The sequence below is a fragment of the Arcobacter peruensis genome, from assembly GCF_003711085.1.
Classification (GTDB): Bacteria; Campylobacterota; Campylobacteria; order Campylobacterales; family Arcobacteraceae; genus Poseidonibacter; species Poseidonibacter parvus.
Genome location: NZ_CP032363.1, coordinates 630,278 through 647,455 on the forward strand (window position 1 = coordinate 630,278; position 17,178 = coordinate 647,455).

A 17,178-nucleotide genomic window follows, 5' to 3' on the forward strand; every position below is an offset into this window, starting at 1 on the left:
TTAATAAAAGCAGACATTTTATCTAAAAATCTCTTAATTATTAAGATTTGCTTATTTTATTATTTCTTTATAGATGATTCCATCTATTTCATTTTGTGCTATTTCTTCTATTTCATCACAAGATTCTATAATAGCTAATACTTTAGAATCAAACATATAATTGTCTGCTATTTTTTGTACATCTTTACTTAAATCTTTTTGACAAATTATATACCTAGCATTTAAACAGTTTGCATAAATTGCTTCTTTAATTGATGTAATTACTACTGCAAAATCAAGTTCATTTTTCGATGAATAAGTCAATAAATTTTCGTTGTAACGAAATGAAATAATACTATTTGCTTTAGTGTTTTTTATTTCTTCAAGAGAAGAAATGTTTACTAAATCATCAAATGGAATAAGTTTATCCCCAATAAGTATCATACAAACTCCTATTTATTAGCTAAACAATCTTTTGAACAGTAATATTTTCCATTACTTACAATTGATTCTTTTGTTGAAATATATGTTTTACATGTTGGACATTCAACCATTTCATCTTCATATTTCACATCTTTCTTTTTTATAATATCTTTTTCTCTGTTCTTCTTGAAAAAGATTATATATACTAAAAATAAAACTGCCGCTATTGCTAATATTTTTAAAATCATTACTTACCTTTTATATATAAATAGTTTCTATCATTTCTATTGACTATTTTATAATTTTGATTAACTTTTGCTACTTCTAATTCTTCGTTTAACATGCTACCTTTATAAAATAAATATGAAGGATTCTCGTTAATAATATTTTTTGTAATATCTAATAAAAGTGCTGTATTTGTAACAGCTCTTGAAGTAATCAAATCTACTTTTAAATCTTCTACCTTCTCAACTCTATCACAAATTACAGTTAGATTATCAAGTTTTAAAGAAGCTTTTACAAAATTTAGAAATGCAACTCTTTTAACTCTTGGTTCTATTAAATAAGCTTTACAGTCTCTATTTGCAATAGCTAGTAAAAGTCCAGGATAACCTGCCCCTGTTCCTATATCTGCAAAGCTTTTATATTCTGCAATAAATTTTAAAGGATATATCGAATCTAAAATATTTTCATTAATATCTTCAGTACTTAATCGTCCACTTAAATTATGAACTTTACCCCATTGTTGTAATAATCCTACAAAGATATTACAATCTTTGTAAAATTTACTATCAAAACTAAAATCGTTTTGTTCTAAAAGTTCTTGTAAGTTCATTACAGCATATGCCCCATTTGATCTTTTTTTGTATTTAGGTAATCAATATTGTGTTTATTAACCTCTGTAATAGCAGGAATTCTTTCAACTATTTCAACCCCAATACTTTTTATATATTCTATTTTATGAGGGTTATTAGTAATTAGTTTAATTTTTTTGATATTTAAATCATTAAAAATATGTTTTACTATTTTATAATTTCTCTCATCTTCTTTAAAGCCTAACTCTAAGTTAGCTTCTATAGTATTTCTACCTTTATCTTGTAAACAATAAGCATTCACTTTATTTAGTAAGCCTATGTTTCTTCCTTCTTGTCTATGGTATATTACTAAACCACCATTTTCTCCTATAAAATCTAATGATAAATTTAATTGATTCTGGCAATCACACTTTAAACTTCCTAGTGCATCACCTGTTAAGCATTCTGAGTGAACTCGTACATAAGGTATTTGTATATTTTCAAAATCCTCACTCATAATTGCTAAATGTTCTTGATTGTCCTGTGTATAAGCTTTTATTCTAAAATTTCCATGTTTTGTAGGCAGGTTTGCAATATTTGATTGTATTATATTCATTGTCTTTAAACCTTATTATTGTTATAATTCGCAGATTATAACCAAAAGAGGTAAATAGAATGTTTAAACGATTTAGAAGACTAAGAATAAATGAAACTTTAAGAAATCTAGTGCAAGAAACTACAGTTACACCAGATGACTTTATATATCCACTGTTTGTACGAGAGGGAGAAGGTATTAAAAATGAAGTATCTTCAATGCCTGGAGTATTTCAAATGAGTATTGATGAAATACTAAAAGAGTGTGAGTACTTAATTAGTATTGATTTAAAATCAATTATCCTTTTTGCAATTCCTGATGTAAAAGATTCAGTAGGAAGTGAGTGTTTATGTAATGAAAGTATTATTTCGAGAACAATAAGAGCTATAAAAGAAAAGTTCCCTCAAATGTTTGTTGTAACTGATTTATGTTTTTGTGAATATACAGACCATGGACATTGTGGAATACTAGATCCTAAAACACAAACAGTTGATAATGATAAAACATTAGAAATTTCAGCTCAACAAGCAATAGTACATGCAAAAGCAGGTGCTGATATGATTGCACCTTCAGGAATGATGGATGGAATTATCACAACGCTTAGAACTGCTTTAGATGAGAATGGATATGAAAACTTACCTATTATGGCTTATTCAACTAAATTTGCAAGTGGTTATTATGGACCATTTAGAGATGTTGCTGAATCAACACCATCTTTTGGAGATAGAAGAACTTATCAAATGAATCCAGCAAATAGACTTGAAGCTATTGAAGAATCATTACAAGATGAAAAAGAAGGTGCTGATATCTTAATGGTTAAACCAGCTCTTGCATTTTTAGATGTAATTAGAGATATTAGAAATGAAACAAAACTTCCACTATGTGTATATAACGTAAGTGGAGAGTATGCAATGCTTAAAAATGCAGGAGCAGCAGGTTTAATTGATTATGAAAGAGTTATGATGGAAACTCTTATGGGCTTTAAAAGAGCTGGAGCAAATATAATCATAACTTACCATGCTAAAGAAGCTTGTGAGTTAATGAAAAAAGCATAGTTAAATAAAATGAGCAATACTTATCAAGACGCAATTGAAAATTCAAATATAGTATCAAAAACTGATATTAACGGAATTATCACTTTTGTAAATGATGAGTTTTGTAAAATCTGCGGATATACAAGAGATGAACTTCTAGGTCAAAACCATAATATAGTAAGACATCCAGATGCACTCTGTTCAGATTTTGAAGCATTATGGAAAACAATACTTTCAAAGCAATCTTACAAGGCAACTGTTAAAAATCTTTGTAAAAATGGCAACACTGTTTATTTAAATACTACAATTACTCCTATTTTAGATGATGAAGCAAATATAAAAGAGTTTATAGCAATAAGATATGATGTTACAAAAGAAAAACAACTTCAAAAAGATTTAGAAGAAAAACAGAAAATTCTCTTTATGCAATCAAGAATGGCTTCACTTGGTCAAATGATTGCAAATATAGCACATCAATGGAGACAACCTTTAACTGAGTTAAATCTTACTTTATACAATATGAAAAAAGCATCATTAAAAAAAGATGAACAAAAAGTTGATTTGCTTTACAAAGATAGCATTACGTTAATAAAAAATATGTCTAATACAATAGAAGACTTTACAAATTTTTTCAATCCTAAAAAAGATAAAGAAATTTTTATAATAAAAGATGCAATAAATGAAGCTGTAAATATATTAAATAAGGTAATAATACAAGAGCAAATTGATATTAAGATTACTATTTTTGAAGATTGTAAAGCTTTAGGGGTATCAAATGAGTTAGTTCAAGTTATCATAAACCTAATTCAAAATGCAAAAGATGCATTTATTGTTAATAACATTATAAATAAAAAAATCAGTATAGTTTTAAAAGATGAAATTATTGATAATATAAATTATGCTTGTATTTATGTAGAAGATAATGCTTTAGGAATAAATAAAGAATCTATTGATAAAATATTCGAACCTTATTTTACTAGTAAACATAAATCACAAGGTACAGGGTTAGGACTTTTTATGTCAAAGATGATTATTGAAAAAAGTTTAAATGGAAGAATAGAACATAAAAATATTAAAGATGGTTCAAAATTTAGTATTTTAATACCAAATAATTAAAGTAAGATAATTTGAAAATGAATTTAAACTTATTAAAAACACTAAAAATACTAATTGTTGAAGATGAAGTTAAAATTGCAAGTTTATTAAAAGATGCATTAAATGATTACTTTCATAAAGTATTTATTGCAAAAGATGCGCAAGAGGGTTTAAAAAGATTTAAGATGAATAAACCTGATATTGTAATAACAGATATTATGATGCCAATAACTGATGGCTTAGAAATGACTATTTTAATAAAAGAAATAGATGAATTAACTCCAATTATTGTTCTAAGTGCACATTCAGATAAAGAAAAACTGCTAAAAGCTATTGATATAGGAATAAATAAATATTTTATAAAGCCTTTTGATCCTGATGAGGTATTAGAGCATATTAATAAAATTGCACCAACATTAAATAAACGAAGAAAAGTTAAATTAAAAGATGGTTTTGTTTTTGATAATAATTCCACTACATTGTATAAGGACGGGGTATTGATAAGTTTAACGAAAAGAGAAAAAGAGTTTTTTTACTTATTATTAAAACATCAAAATGAAGTTGTAGAAGCTTCAACAATAAAAGAAACGATTTGGGAAGAAGAAGTAAATGATGAAAGGCTTAGAACCTTTATAAAAAGATTAAGACTAAAAACTTCAAGAGACTTAATACAAAATGCTTCTGGTCAGGGTTATTTAATTTCTCCAAGTAATATTTAAAGTATTTGATTTAATATCATCTTTATTAAATATACTTTCTTCTTTAATATCTCCTATATTTGTAGGGGTTTGTAAAAAGTTTTGTAAATAATAAGTATTTTTATAACCAATATTTTCTAATACACTAATCATCTCATTTATATCATAACTGTTTAAAAGTTGTGAATGGACCGTCGTTCTAATTTCAAAATCAAAGTTAATTTTTATTAAATATGTTATAGTTTTTATATATTCATCATACATATTAGTTTTAGTAATTTCATAAAACTTTTCTTTTGTTGCTTTAAAATCAATGGCCATATAATCAATCAAATTTAAAGAAATTAATTTTTTTATTTGTTTTGGGTTTGTTCCATTTGTATCTAGTTTAATTTTAAAGCCAAGCTTTTTAAGCTCAATACAAAAATCAACTAAATTATGAATACTAGCTTCACCACCTGATAATACAACTGCATCTAGTAACCCTACTCTAGTTTTTAAAAACTCTAAGCATTCATCTAATGTGTAATTACCAGTTTTAGAGTAAACTAAATCATCGTTATAGCAATACTCACATCTAAAGTTACACTTTATAAACCAAATTACGCAAGACAAGTGTCCTACGTAATCAGTTGTTGTAAACTTCGTTAGATTATAAACAATTCTTTGATTCAACAAATTTTACTCTTTGTTTATGTTCAGCTTTTTTTCCAATATTAAAACTCTCTACTGGTCTGTGATAACCCATAACTCTTGTATAAACCATACATCTTGTTCTTTTATTTTCATTTGCATCAAGCACTTCTTGTTTGTTCATTACTTTTCTCCTTTGCTAAGATTTCTTCATCACATTTTGGGCAAAATTCATGTTCTCCATTTAAGTAACCATGTTTTTCACATACTGAAAATAGTGGTGTAACTGTTATATATGGTAATTTAAAATTAGATATTGTATTTTTTACAAATTTTCTACAAGCATCTATTGAAGACAATTTTTCATTCATATAAAGATGTAAAACTGTTCCTCCTGTGTATTTACACTGTAGTTCATCTTGTAAGCTTAAGGCTTCAAAAGGATCATCAGTAAAATCTACTGGTAATTGTGATGAATTTGTATAATAAATATTATCTTCGCTACCTGCTTGAATAATATTTTCATATCTTTTTTTATCTTCTTTTGCGAACCTATAAGTAGTCCCTTCAGCAGGTGTTGCTTCAAGATTATAAAGATTTCCAGTTTCTTCTTGAAACTCAATCATTTTATCTCTCATAAAATCTAAAATTTCACTACAAAAAGTATTTCCAAGTTCACTTGATAAATCAGTGTCATTTTCAAAGTAGTTTTTAATCATCTCATTCATACCATTTACACCAATTGTTGAGAAATGATTATTAAAGCCAGGTAGATATCTTTGTGTATAAGGGAAAAGTCCTCTATCATACATATCTTGAACAAATACTCTTTTTTTCTCCAGTGTTGATTTAGCTAAAAGCATTAACTCTTCTAATCTTTTTAATAAACCATTAATATCTTGCTTATATAAAAAGCCAAGTCTAGCCATATTTATAGTTACAACACCAATACTTCCTGTCATTTCAGCACTTCCAAATAAACCACCACCACGCTTTAGTAACTCTCTTAAGTCAAGCTGTAATCTGCAACACATTGATCTTACATGACCTGGTTTATATGCCTTATCATTTGGTATTAGTTTTCCATTTTTATCTTTTATATATTGACTTCCAATAAAATTCTGAAAATATGAAGACCCAATCTTTGCAGTGTTTTCAAATAATATATCAGTATTTTCTCCATACCAATCAAAATCTTCTGTAATATTAACTGTTGGAATTGGAAAAGTAAAAGGTTGACCTGTTTTATCACCTTGAGTCATTACTTCATAATAAGCTTTGTTAATAAGATTCATCTCTTTTTGAAAATCTTTGTATGTTAATTGCTCAAAAGTAGAGTAGCCTTTTTGTTTAATTGCTTCTAATAATTGATCATCTTTAACATCTTTTAATAGATGTTCTTGATTTGAAGTAGGAATTTGATCTTTTAAATCTTGTGGAACTGTCCAATCAATTGTAATATTTGTAAAAGGGCTTTGTCCCCAACGTGCTGGAACATTTAAATTATAAATAAATGACCTAACAGCTTTTTTTATTTCACTGTATGAGAGTTTATCTTTAAAAACATAAGGTGCTAAATAAGTATCAAAAGAAGAAAAAGCTTGAGCTCCTGCCCATTCACTTTGTAATATTCCCAAAAAGTTTGCCATTTGTCCTAAAGCTTCTCTAAAATGCTTTGGAGCAGAACTTTCAACTCTACCTCTAACACCATTAAAACCTTCATCAAGTAAAACCCTTAAAGACCAACCTGCACAATAACCACTTAAACAATCTAAATCATGTATATGATAATCAGCATTTCTGTGTGCATAGCCTTCTTCTTTTGAATAAACTTTATCAAGCCAATAGTTTGCAATAACTTTTCCTGCACTATTATTTATAAGTCCCGCATGTGAATATCCAGTATTTGAATTGGCTTTAATACGCCAGTCAGAACCATTTATATACTCTTGTATAGTTTGACTTGAATTTATATATGTAGTATCTGTTTCAAGTTGTAAAACTTGTTCTCTTTGTATTTTATGTAAATGTCTATAAACAATAAAAGATTTCATTACTTCAAAATATCTAGCTTTATATAACTCTTTTTCAATAATATCTTGAATATCTTCAACTGCTACGACTCTTTTTTGTTTAATTAACTCAATAACATTAAAAAAAACTGCTTGTGAGTAAACAATATTAACACTTTTAAATGCATTTTTTATTACATCTTCTATTTTATATGCTTCAAATTTTTGCTTTGAACCATCTCTTTTTAAAATCTCTTCAATCATTTACTTTTCCTTAAAAATATTCGTAAGTATAGATGAGATTTTCTTAATAGCAAATAACACAATTTGTCACAAAAGTGTCATTATATGGGCTTTTTATTAAGTTTTTCATTACCTAAATCTCTAAACTTTTATTTAAATAAAGTCAAATTTAAGTTAGTAATAATGCTAATTCATATAGAATATCAGCTTTTATTAATTACAGAGGAAATAATTATGAGACATTTCTTAACATTAGCAGATTATACAAAAGAAGAGATTCTTGAGATATTAGAACTTGCTAAGCAAATCAAAGAAGAGACTAAAAACAAAGACTTCAAAGAGTATATGCCAAAGCAAACTTTAGGAATGATATTTGAAAAAAGTTCTACAAGAACTAGAGTATCTTTTGAAACTGGTATTTACCAATTAGGTGGAGTAGGACTTTTCCTTTCATCAAATGATATACAACTTGGACGTGGTGAACCTTTAAGTGATACTTCAAGAGTAATTTCAAGTATGGTAGATATGGTTATGATTAGAACTTTTGGACATGAAAAAATTGAAGAATTTACAAAGTATTCAAAAGTTCCTGTAATAAATGGTTTAACAACAGAGTACCATCCAGTTCAATTAATGGCTGATTATATGACAATTCAAGAAGCAGGTTTGGATAAAGACTTAGTAGTAGCATATGTAGGTGATGGAAATAATCTTGCTCATTCATGGTTAAACTTATGTGCAAAAATAGGATTTGAACTTAGAATTGCAACACCTAAAGGTTACGAGGTTAATGCTGAGATTTTAGAAAAAGCTTTAGAGATGGCAAAACTTTCAGGTGCTAAAATCACTATTGGAAATAATCCTAAAGATGCGGTAAAAGATGCAACAGTTGTTACAACTGATACTTGGGTTTCAATGGGACAAGAAGATGAAAAAGAGCAAAGACTTAAAGACTTTGATGGTTATATTGTTGACCAAAAGATGATGAATTTAGCTCAAGATAAAGCTATTTTCTTACACTGTTTACCAGCATACAGAGGTTACGAAGTAAGTGAGGAAGTAATGGAAGGCTCTCAAAGTTTAATTTTTGAAGAAGCAGAAAACAGACTACATGCACAAAAAGGTGTAATGGTTTGGTTAGATAGAAAGAGAAACTCTTAATATGATTGATTTTAAAAAATTTGAAAAATATTCAAGACCAGGACCAAGATATACATCATATCCAACAGCTCCAGAGTTTAGTGAAGAATTTACACAAGATGATTTAAAAGCTTACTACAAAAACCAAAGTGATGATAGAGCAATCTCTATTTATATACATATGCCATTTTGTAGAAGTGCTTGTTATTTTTGTGGATGTAATACTATTTTTACTTCAAAAGAAGAAAAAAAAGTTGAATATATTACATACTTAAAAAAAGAATTAAATATATTAAAAGAGCATTTGAATACTAACAGAGAAGTTACTCAAATGCACTTTGGTGGAGGAACACCAACTTTTTTCTCTCCTAAGCAACTAGAAGAGGTTATAAATGCTGTAAAAGAAGTATTTCCAAATTTTAGAGCAGATGCTGAAGTTTCATGTGAAGTTGATCCAAGATTCTTTACAAAAGAGCATATGGACGTTTTAAAAGCTGGAGGTTGTAATAGATTAAGTTTTGGTGTACAGGATTTAGATGAACAAGTACAAAAAACTATTCATAGAATTCAACCTTTTGAATTAACACAAAATGTAATCAAAATTGCACGTGATGCAGGAATTCATTCTGTTAATACAGATTTAATTTATGGACTTCCTCATCAAACTAAAAAAAGTTTTAGAAAAACACTAGAAAAAATGATTACTTTAGATACAGATAGATTTGCAGTTTTTAATTATGCTCATGTTCCATGGCTTATGAAAACTATGAGAAAGTTTGATGAATCTACTTTTCCAAAACCAGAAGAAAAACTAGAAATGTTAAAAGATACAATTGATTTCTTTACATCTAATGGTTATAAAATGGTTGGAATGGATCACTTTGCTAAACCTGAAGATGAGTTATTTAAAGCTATTGAAAAAGGCGAATTACATAGAAACTTTCAAGGTTATACTACAAAAGGTGGAGCTGATCTAATTGGAATTGGTTTAACTTCAATTGGAAATGGTGTTGATTATTATGCTCAAAATTTTAAAGATATTCCTACTTATGAAGCTGCACTAGATAATGGTGATTTACCTGTATTTAAAGGTTATAGATTAAGTGATGATGACCAATTAAGACAATTTGTTATTATGGAATTAATGTCTAATTTTTCATTAAATATAAAAAGAGTTGAAGAGCAATTTAATGTAAACTTTAAAGAATATTTCGCTGATGCAATTGAAGCCTTACAAGAATTCGTTGAAGCGCAACTTGTAGAAATATCTGATGAAAAAATTCAAGTTTCTCAAACAGGAACTATGTTAATTAGAAATATTTGTATGCCTTTTGATGCATATTTAAACAAAATACCTGAAGATAAAAGAAGATTTTCTAAGACTATTTAGTCTTAGCTTCTCTTTATTTAAACTACTCTATTTAATTCTAACCTCTTCCCTTTTTATCAACTATTAACCAACTTTTTAGTATATTAATTTTTTATTATAAATATTATAAATTTTAAACAAAAGGTTATATAAAAGTGTCAATAAATAAATTTAATTACACAGCTGTATCTGATGCCTGTGTTAAATGTGGAAAATGTAAACCTGTATGTACAATCTTTAATATAAACCAAGATGAAACAACAAGTCCAAGAGGATTTATTGATTTATTAGGTGCTTATGAAAGAGATGAATTAGAATTAGATCAAAATGCAAAAGATATTTTTGAATCATGTTTCTTATGTACAAACTGTGTTGAAGAGTGTCCTATTGATTTACCAACTGATATGGTAATTGAACAAGTAAGAGCAGATATTGCTAAAAAATATGGAATAGCTTGGTATAAAAGATTATTCTTTTGGCTATTAAGACACAGAAAAACTATGGATATGCTTTCAAGAATGGGATGGATGTTCCAAACATGTGCTTTAAAACTAGATAAAGATAAACAATCAGCAGAACCTAGATTTTCACTTCCTATTGTGAAAAAAGATAGAGTTTTACCTTTTGCAGATATGAGAAGTTTTTTAAATAAATATCCTCAAAATATTTTTGCAAAAAATAAAAAAGTTGAAGAGAATAAAAAGAATAAAGTTGCGATTTTTATTGGATGTATGAGTAACTATACTTATACAAATACAGGTGATGCACTTGTTAAAATTCTAAAAAAGCTTGAGCTTGATATTATGATTCCAAAAAAACAACTATGTTGTGGAGCTCCTGCATATTTTACAGGTGCTTTTGATACAGTTGATTATTTAACGAAGAAAAATATTGAATATTTTGAAACATGGATAGATGATGTAGATGCTGTAATTATCCCAGAAGCAACATGTTCTGCAATGATTAATCAAGATTGGGAACATTTCTTACATGACCAGCCAGAATGGCAAGCACGTGCAGTTAAATTATCTAAAAAAATATTTATGGCTACAAAATGGCTTGATGATAATACTCAATTAAGAGATTTACTTGCACAAAGTAAAAAAACTATTGATACAACAGTTACATATCATGATCCATGTCACGCTAAAAAAATGCAAGGTGTTTGGAAAGAACCAAGAAATCTACTAAAACAAAACTATGTTTTAACAGAAATGAGTGATTCAAATAGATGTTGTGGTTTTGGTGGTGTTACTATGCAAACTGAAAAATATGATTTTGCAAAAGCAGCTGGACTTCCAAAAGCAGCAATGATTAAAGAAACAAAAGCACAAGTTGTAAGTGCTGAGTGTTCTGCATGTAGAATGCAAATTACAAATTCACTATATCTTTCAGATGTAGATGTAGAGTTTAAAAATCCAATAGAATTAATTGCAGAGGCACTTGATTAAAATGCAGGAGTTTTGGCAAAATATTTACTCAAATTTTGACCCAGTTGCAATAAATTTAGGACCTGTACCAGTTCACTGGTACGGGATTATGTATGCATTAGCTTTAATTTCAGCAATTTTTATCGCTAAATGGTTTATCAAGCATGATAAATTAAATATTTCAAATGAATTATTTGACTCATATATTTGGTGGGCTGAAATTGGTGTAATCTTAGGTGCTAGATTAGGATACGTTTTATTTTATGATACAAATACTATGTATTATTTAAAAAACCCTTGGCAAATATTTAATCCTTATGTAGATGGTGTTTATACTGGAATTGCAGGAATGAGTTATCATGGAGCACTAATAGGCTTTATAATTGCATCAATATTATTCTGTAAAAAGAATAAAGTTTCATTCTGGTTTATAACAGATATTGCAGTTCTTGGTATTTCAGCAGCATACGTTTTTGGTAGAATCGGTAATTTCTTTAACCAAGAATTAGTAGGTCGTGTTACTGATGTTCCTTGGGGAATTTATGTAGGAGAGACTTTAAGACATCCGTCACAACTTTATGAAGCAATTCTTGAAGGTTTAGTTGTATTCGCTATATTAGTTTACTTTAGAAAAAGAAAAACTTTTAATGGTCAACTAGCTCTTATGTATGGTATTTTATATTCATTTATGAGAATAGTAGCAGAGTTCTTTAGACAACCTGATATTCAACTAGGATTTATCTATAGTGATTGGTTAACTATGGGTATTTTACAATCAGGAGTAGTATTATTAGTTTGTGTAATTATTTATTTTATGATTAAAAGAAAAAGTCTAAATAAAAATAGTTAACTTTAAAAGTTAACTATTTTCTTCTATAAATCCAGCTTCAATAGCTAATTCATTAATTTTATTTTTTAATAAATCTAATCTCCAACCATGTCTGCTAGCAAAATTTTCAATTTCCACTTCTCTTTGTTCTGGAGTACAAAAAACAAATATTCGTTTTAAAAATGGTTTTGGTACTTGAATTGCGATTAGTTGAAAATAGTTTTCTTTACAACTTCTTGAGCAAAAAGCTTTACTCATAGCTATCTTTTTTTTGCAAAAAGGACAATGGGACATTATTTATTACCTTTGGTTATCAATTTGTAGAATTTAGCATTTGTTATATCTTGAAGAAATTTGGGATCTACATCATGTAAAGCTATAATATCTATTTCTTTACCGTCCATCAACCAAGATTTACCAGTGTCTATTAACTCTTGAGTATCAAACATCTGTACAAGTTCTTCTTTAGAAACGATCAATTCTTCCATATTATAACTTTTTTATTAATATTATGCAAATCGATAAGATTAAGAGTTCTTAAAATTATCTATTGTATATCCCTTATTAGAATGGTTTCTAATAATTTCATAATAAGTTTTTTGTCTAATTTTATTTACAATATTTCTCATTGTATAAATAGACATATCCTTACCTTTCCAAACTACTTCTTTAATTAAATCGTAATCTACGATATCACTTCGTTTAGAAATTAAAAGCTTTAAGAAAGCTTTTTCTAATCTAGTAAAATCAATTAAAGTTCCACCAGCTTTAAAAAACTGATCTCTGTATTCATCAAAATAAATTCCACCTTGGAATTCAATTTTATCACCTCTTTTTGTTTGATTAAGACACATGATTACAGATAGTCTAATATCTTTTGGTCTCAATGGTTTTGATAGAAAAGTATATGCACTATAATTAATAGCTGTAACAATGTCTTCATTATCATCTGAATCTGAAATAATAATTTTTGGTAATGTTGGTGCCAAATTTGCTAATTCTGAACATAATTCAGAAAAACTAACACCTTTAATATTTGTATCAATGATTACCATATCATATGTATTTGAACATGCTAATTCTAAAGCATCATTAATATTACTTGCTATTTTTAATTCTTTAAAATAATCATCAAATTCATTTTCAATTGTTTCATGAATTGTTTCATCACTACTTACGAATAATAATTTTGCGTTATAAAGTTTTCTTATATTTCTTACTGTTTTTAACATTTTTTACTCTTTGAATATTGATTTAAGCCATAATAATAACAAAAAAAACTTAATAAGTCAAAACATATCTAGTATATTTTACAATATTAGGTTTTCTTAAGTCTATTTTAAGTCTTGCCAAGACTCTCCAATTGAACAAGATACCTTTAATGGGACGTTTAAGCTAAAAATGCTTTCCATTATCTTTTCTAAGTCTTTAGTTATTTTTTCTACCTCATTTTCTTCAATTTCAAAGATTAATTCATCATGAATTTGTAATAACATACTCATTTTTTCATTATTTTTATATTTTTCATATATTTTAATCATTGATAATTTTATTAAATCTGCTGCAGATCCTTGAAATAAAGTATTAACAGATTCTCTTAAATATGCAGCTTTTTGCATTCCATTTGCTGAATCAAAATCAAATAATCTCTTTCTTTTTAGAAGCGTTTCAATGTATCCATTTTCAAAAGCAAACTCTTCAATTGATTTTAAATAATCTTTTACTGTAACAAAAGCTTCAAAATATGATTCAATATATGACTTAGCTTCTTTAGTTGTTATTCCTAAAGTATCAGCAAGTTTTTTACTTCCCATTCCATAAAGTAAACCAAAGTTAATTGATTTTGCAACTGCCCTTTTCTCTTTTGCCTTTTCTTCGCCAAAAATTTTCACTGATGTTTGATAGTGAATATCATCTCCTGAATTAAATGCATCAACTAATGCTTTATCTTGACTAAAATGAGCAAGAAGTCTCAACTCTATTTGTGAATAATCAATTCCTACAAGTTTATATCCATCTTTTGGTATAAATGCTGATCTTATTAATCCCCCGGCCTCGCTTCTTACAGGAATGTTCTGTAAGTTAGGGTTCTTAGAACTTAATCTTCCTGTAGCTGTTCCTGTTTGTAAAAAAGAAGTATAAATTCTATTTTCGTCATTTTTTAAAGCTAATTCTAACAATGGTTCTATATAAGTTGATTGAAGTTTAAAAGCTTCTCTATATTTTAGTAATAAAGGAATAATTTCATGTTCATCATATAGTTTATGTAAAACAACTTCATTAGTACTATATCCAGTTTTTGTTTTCTTTGATGGTGGTAGCTTTAATGTTTCAAATAAAATACTACCTAATTGCTTAGGAGAATTAATATTAAACTCCGTTCCTGCAGCTTCATAAATTCTTGTAATTAAACTTTGTATATTGTCATTGTTACTATGTTTTAACTCTTCAAGAACTTTAGTATCAACTTTTATTCCTTTTTCAAACATATTTGCTAATACATATATAAAATCAAACTCTACTTCTTTTGCTAAATCAAGGAGTTTTTTATTTTCTTCTTTATCAAACTCAATTAACTGTATTTTATAAAGTTTAAAAGTCATTAATGCATCTTCACCTGCATATTCACAAGCTTTAGATACTTCAACATTAGAAAAGTTCTCACCTTTTTTTACAACATCTTTAAATGCAATCATTTTATGGTCAAAATATTTTTCTATTTGGAAATCAAGACCTACTCTTTGGCTTGTATTTAAAAGCCACGCTAAAATCATTGTATCTGCGTATAGTTTTAATTCTATATCTAAATTAAATTTTACTATCTCATAGTCATATTTGAAGTTTTGTAATACTAATTTATGATTGTTTAATTCATTAATAGCTCTTTTAGCTGCTTCAATAGAAATTTGTTCAGGTGCACCTAAATAAAAATGCGAAATTGGAGCATAATATGCTTTATCTTCTTCATAGGCAAAAGAAAAACCTACAATTTGAGCTTTTAAAGTATCTACATCTGTTGTTTCTGTATCAAAAGCTATAATAGTATCTTTTGGTATTTTGTTAATTACTTCGAATAATTCTTTTTCATCGTTTAAAAGTATATATTCAGTTTTTAAAACTTCTTTTGGTTTTGGCATTTCAGTTTTATAATTTAGTCCTTCTTTATTAACTCTATCAATTACTCTATTTAAACCAAATTCTAATAACGTATCAGAAATTTTTAAAATTGGGTTTTCAACAGGTAAATGGAATTCTTCTAAATTATCAATACAATGACAATCTTTTGATAAAGTTACAAGCTGTTTTGAAATATAAGCTAATTCTTTTCCTTCTGTTAAAAGTGTTTGCCATCTTTTCTTTTCAATATTTTCTAAATTTGCATAGATATTATCTAAGTCATTATATTGTTCTATTAAAGCTTGTGCCGTTTTAGCACCAACTCCTTTAACTCCTGGAACATTATCAGCACTATCACCTAATAGTGATTGATAATCAGTGAACTGTTTTGGATAAACACCATATTTATCAAAACATGTTTTTTCATCAATAACACTTTTTTTAATTGGGTCAAATAAATAAATGTCTTCTTCGATTAATTGGTATAAATCTTTATCGTGAGAAACAATTCTAACTTCTAAACCTTTTTCTTTTGCATCTTTTGCAATTGAGGCAACAATATCATCAGCTTCAAAACCTGTTCTAATTGCAGTTTTAAAATCCATTCTTTCAATCCAATCAATTGCAATTGGAAGTTGTTTTAATAAATCTTCAGGAACATCAGGTCTATGTGATTTATATTCAGTATATATATCACTTCTAAATGTAGGTCCTTTTGCATCAAGAGCAAAAACAATATAATCTGTTTGAAAATCTTTTCCAACATTTGCTATAAAATTCATAAATCCTGTTAATAATCCTGTAGGAAAACCATCTTTTGATTTTAACGGTGGTAGTGCATAAAAACTTCTAAATAAAAAGCCAAAGGTATCAATAACTGTAATAGTTTTTTTCATAAAATTCTTCTTTCATATTCTTCTTTAAAGATTTTATAATATAATACATACACTTTAAACAAGGTTTGATAACCTAAGGAACAAATAAATGATTATTATCCCAGCAAGATTAAATTCAAGTAGATTTGCAAATAAAATATTAGTAGATATTTTAGGTTTGCCTATGGTTATAAAAACAGCAAAACAAGTAAGCTCATTAGACAAAGTTGTAATTGCAACAGATTCTCAAGAAGTGATTGATTTAGCGCAAGAGCATGGTTTTGATGCCGTAATGACTTCAAGTGAACACCAAAGTGGAACAGATAGAATAAATGAAGCAGTTAATAAACTAAATTTAGATGAAAACGAAATAATTGTAAATGTTCAAGCAGATGAGCCTTTTATTGAAAAAGAAGTTGTTCAAGCTGTAATAAATAGAGTTTCAAAAGTAAAAGAAAACAATGAAGATATAATGATTGTTTCATGTCATAAAGAAATAAGCTCTGAATTAGCTGATGATCCAAATCATGTAAAAGTTATACTTGATGAAAATTTAAATGCAATTTATTTCTCACGTGCAAAAGTGCCTTATCATAGAGACCATTATGAGAACTCAATTTATAATGGACACTTAGGTATTTATGGCTTTACAAAAAAATCATTAAATAAATTTTGTTCACTAAAACCATCAAAATTAGAAAATGTTGAAAAGCTTGAACAGCTTAGAGCTATTGATAATGGATACCATATTGCAATGGTTAAAGTAGAATCTAGGTCTTTTGGTATTGATACACAAGAAGATTTAAACAATGCACTTAAAATTTTTAATAAATAATTTTTTTATTTCTATGTAGTAGTACATATAGACAATAAGTAATATTGAAGCTACTTTATGTAAAACTATAATAAAAT

At 27.4% G+C, this 17,178-nt stretch carries 19 protein-coding genes; 8 read left to right on the forward strand and 11 right to left on the reverse strand.

All coding sequences use genetic code 11. The features are described from left to right. Positions 1-51: 51 nt before the first annotated feature. From D3Z07_RS03150 to ribA, 4 genes are read right to left on the reverse strand one after another with little or no spacing between them, the layout of a single operon-like run. Complete coding sequence (locus D3Z07_RS03150) at positions 52-423, reverse strand: hypothetical protein (protein ID WP_122893066.1); 372 nt, start codon at positions 421-423, stop codon at positions 52-54. A gap of 8 nt (positions 424-431) precedes the next feature. Next, entirely contained in the window at positions 432-650 is a 219-nt protein-coding gene (locus D3Z07_RS03155) for a PP0621 family protein (RefSeq protein ID WP_076086310.1), read from the reverse strand. Next, a complete protein-coding gene (gene rsmG, locus D3Z07_RS03160) occupies positions 650-1,237 on the reverse strand; it encodes a 16S rRNA (guanine(527)-N(7))-methyltransferase RsmG (protein ID WP_076086307.1) in 588 nt (195 codons plus the stop codon). The genes D3Z07_RS03155 and rsmG overlap by 1 nt, the downstream gene beginning before the upstream one ends. Beyond that, positions 1,237-1,812, reverse strand: a complete 576-nt coding sequence (ribA, locus tag D3Z07_RS03165) for a GTP cyclohydrolase II (protein WP_076086304.1) — start codon at positions 1,810-1,812, stop codon at positions 1,237-1,239. The genes rsmG and ribA overlap by 1 nt, the downstream gene beginning before the upstream one ends. A gap of 59 nt (positions 1,813-1,871) precedes the next feature. Between ribA and hemB the strand changes: the two genes are divergently transcribed. From hemB to D3Z07_RS03180, 3 genes are read left to right on the forward strand one after another with little or no spacing between them, the layout of a single operon-like run. Next, positions 1,872-2,846: a porphobilinogen synthase gene (gene hemB, locus D3Z07_RS03170; RefSeq protein ID WP_122893067.1), complete on the forward strand. Its 975-nt coding sequence runs from the start codon at positions 1,872-1,874 to the stop codon at positions 2,844-2,846. Between the two features lie 9 nt (positions 2,847-2,855). Continuing rightward, positions 2,856-3,941: a PAS domain-containing sensor histidine kinase gene (locus D3Z07_RS03175; protein ID WP_122893068.1), complete on the forward strand. Its 1,086-nt coding sequence runs from the start codon at positions 2,856-2,858 to the stop codon at positions 3,939-3,941. A 17-nt stretch (positions 3,942-3,958) separates the two neighbouring features. Continuing rightward, positions 3,959-4,639 carry a response regulator transcription factor gene (locus D3Z07_RS03180; protein ID WP_206423295.1) on the forward strand — a complete coding sequence of 227 codons (681 nt, stop codon included), beginning with the start codon at positions 3,959-3,961 and terminating at the stop codon, positions 4,637-4,639. Here D3Z07_RS03180 and D3Z07_RS03185 read toward each other — a convergent pair. The 3 genes from D3Z07_RS03185 to D3Z07_RS03195 are packed head-to-tail and all read right to left on the reverse strand — an operon-like array spanning position 4,616 to position 7,527. Continuing rightward, positions 4,616-5,293, reverse strand: a complete 678-nt coding sequence (locus D3Z07_RS03185; protein ID WP_122893069.1) for an anaerobic ribonucleoside-triphosphate reductase activating protein — start codon at positions 5,291-5,293, stop codon at positions 4,616-4,618. The two genes, D3Z07_RS03180 and D3Z07_RS03185, sit on opposite strands and share 24 nt — an antisense overlap. Further along, positions 5,271-5,435: an anaerobic ribonucleoside-triphosphate reductase gene (gene nrdD, locus D3Z07_RS14280; RefSeq protein ID WP_076086292.1), complete on the reverse strand. Its 165-nt coding sequence runs from the start codon at positions 5,433-5,435 to the stop codon at positions 5,271-5,273. The genes D3Z07_RS03185 and nrdD overlap by 23 nt, the downstream gene beginning before the upstream one ends. Then, entirely contained in the window at positions 5,413-7,527 is a 2,115-nt protein-coding gene (locus tag D3Z07_RS03195; RefSeq protein WP_122893070.1) for a ribonucleoside triphosphate reductase, read from the reverse strand. Before D3Z07_RS03195 ends, nrdD begins: the two co-directional genes overlap by 23 nt. A gap of 213 nt (positions 7,528-7,740) precedes the next feature. Between D3Z07_RS03195 and argF the strand changes: the two genes are divergently transcribed. The 4 genes from argF (at position 7,741) to lgt (ending at position 12,295) form a co-directional block, all read left to right on the forward strand. Continuing rightward, entirely contained in the window at positions 7,741-8,667 is a 927-nt protein-coding gene (gene argF / locus D3Z07_RS03200; RefSeq protein WP_076086286.1) for an ornithine carbamoyltransferase, read from the forward strand. Between the two features lies 1 nt (position 8,668). After that, positions 8,669-10,036, forward strand: a complete 1,368-nt coding sequence (gene hemN / locus D3Z07_RS03205) for an oxygen-independent coproporphyrinogen III oxidase (RefSeq protein WP_076086283.1) — start codon at positions 8,669-8,671, stop codon at positions 10,034-10,036. Positions 10,037-10,170: 134 nt separating this feature from the next. Then, positions 10,171-11,466: a (Fe-S)-binding protein gene (locus tag D3Z07_RS03210; protein WP_076086280.1), complete on the forward strand. Its 1,296-nt coding sequence runs from the start codon at positions 10,171-10,173 to the stop codon at positions 11,464-11,466. Between the two features lies 1 nt (position 11,467). Further along, complete coding sequence (lgt, locus tag D3Z07_RS03215; RefSeq protein ID WP_076086277.1) at positions 11,468-12,295, forward strand: prolipoprotein diacylglyceryl transferase; 828 nt, start codon at positions 11,468-11,470, stop codon at positions 12,293-12,295. A 9-nt stretch (positions 12,296-12,304) separates the two neighbouring features. Here the strand turns inward: lgt and D3Z07_RS03220 are convergent, their stop codons facing one another. The 4 genes from D3Z07_RS03220 to polA form a co-directional block, all read right to left on the reverse strand. Continuing rightward, complete coding sequence (locus tag D3Z07_RS03220; RefSeq protein WP_237671629.1) at positions 12,305-12,532, reverse strand: hypothetical protein; 228 nt, start codon at positions 12,530-12,532, stop codon at positions 12,305-12,307. A gap of 35 nt (positions 12,533-12,567) precedes the next feature. Then, positions 12,568-12,762 (reverse strand): hypothetical protein, encoded by a 195-nt coding sequence (locus tag D3Z07_RS03225; RefSeq protein ID WP_076086271.1) that lies wholly within the window; start codon positions 12,760-12,762, stop codon positions 12,568-12,570. A gap of 39 nt (positions 12,763-12,801) precedes the next feature. Further along, positions 12,802-13,506: a response regulator transcription factor gene (locus D3Z07_RS03230; protein ID WP_122893071.1), complete on the reverse strand. Its 705-nt coding sequence runs from the start codon at positions 13,504-13,506 to the stop codon at positions 12,802-12,804. A gap of 102 nt (positions 13,507-13,608) precedes the next feature. Next, positions 13,609-16,287, reverse strand: coding sequence for a DNA polymerase I (polA, locus tag D3Z07_RS03235; RefSeq protein WP_122893072.1), 2,679 nt, complete (start codon positions 16,285-16,287; stop codon positions 13,609-13,611). Positions 16,288-16,375: 88 nt separating this feature from the next. Here polA and kdsB point away from each other — a divergent pair, with 88 nt between their 5' ends. Further along, positions 16,376-17,101: a 3-deoxy-manno-octulosonate cytidylyltransferase gene (kdsB, locus tag D3Z07_RS03240; RefSeq protein ID WP_076086261.1), complete on the forward strand. Its 726-nt coding sequence runs from the start codon at positions 16,376-16,378 to the stop codon at positions 17,099-17,101. Positions 17,102-17,178 lie beyond the last annotated feature (77 nt).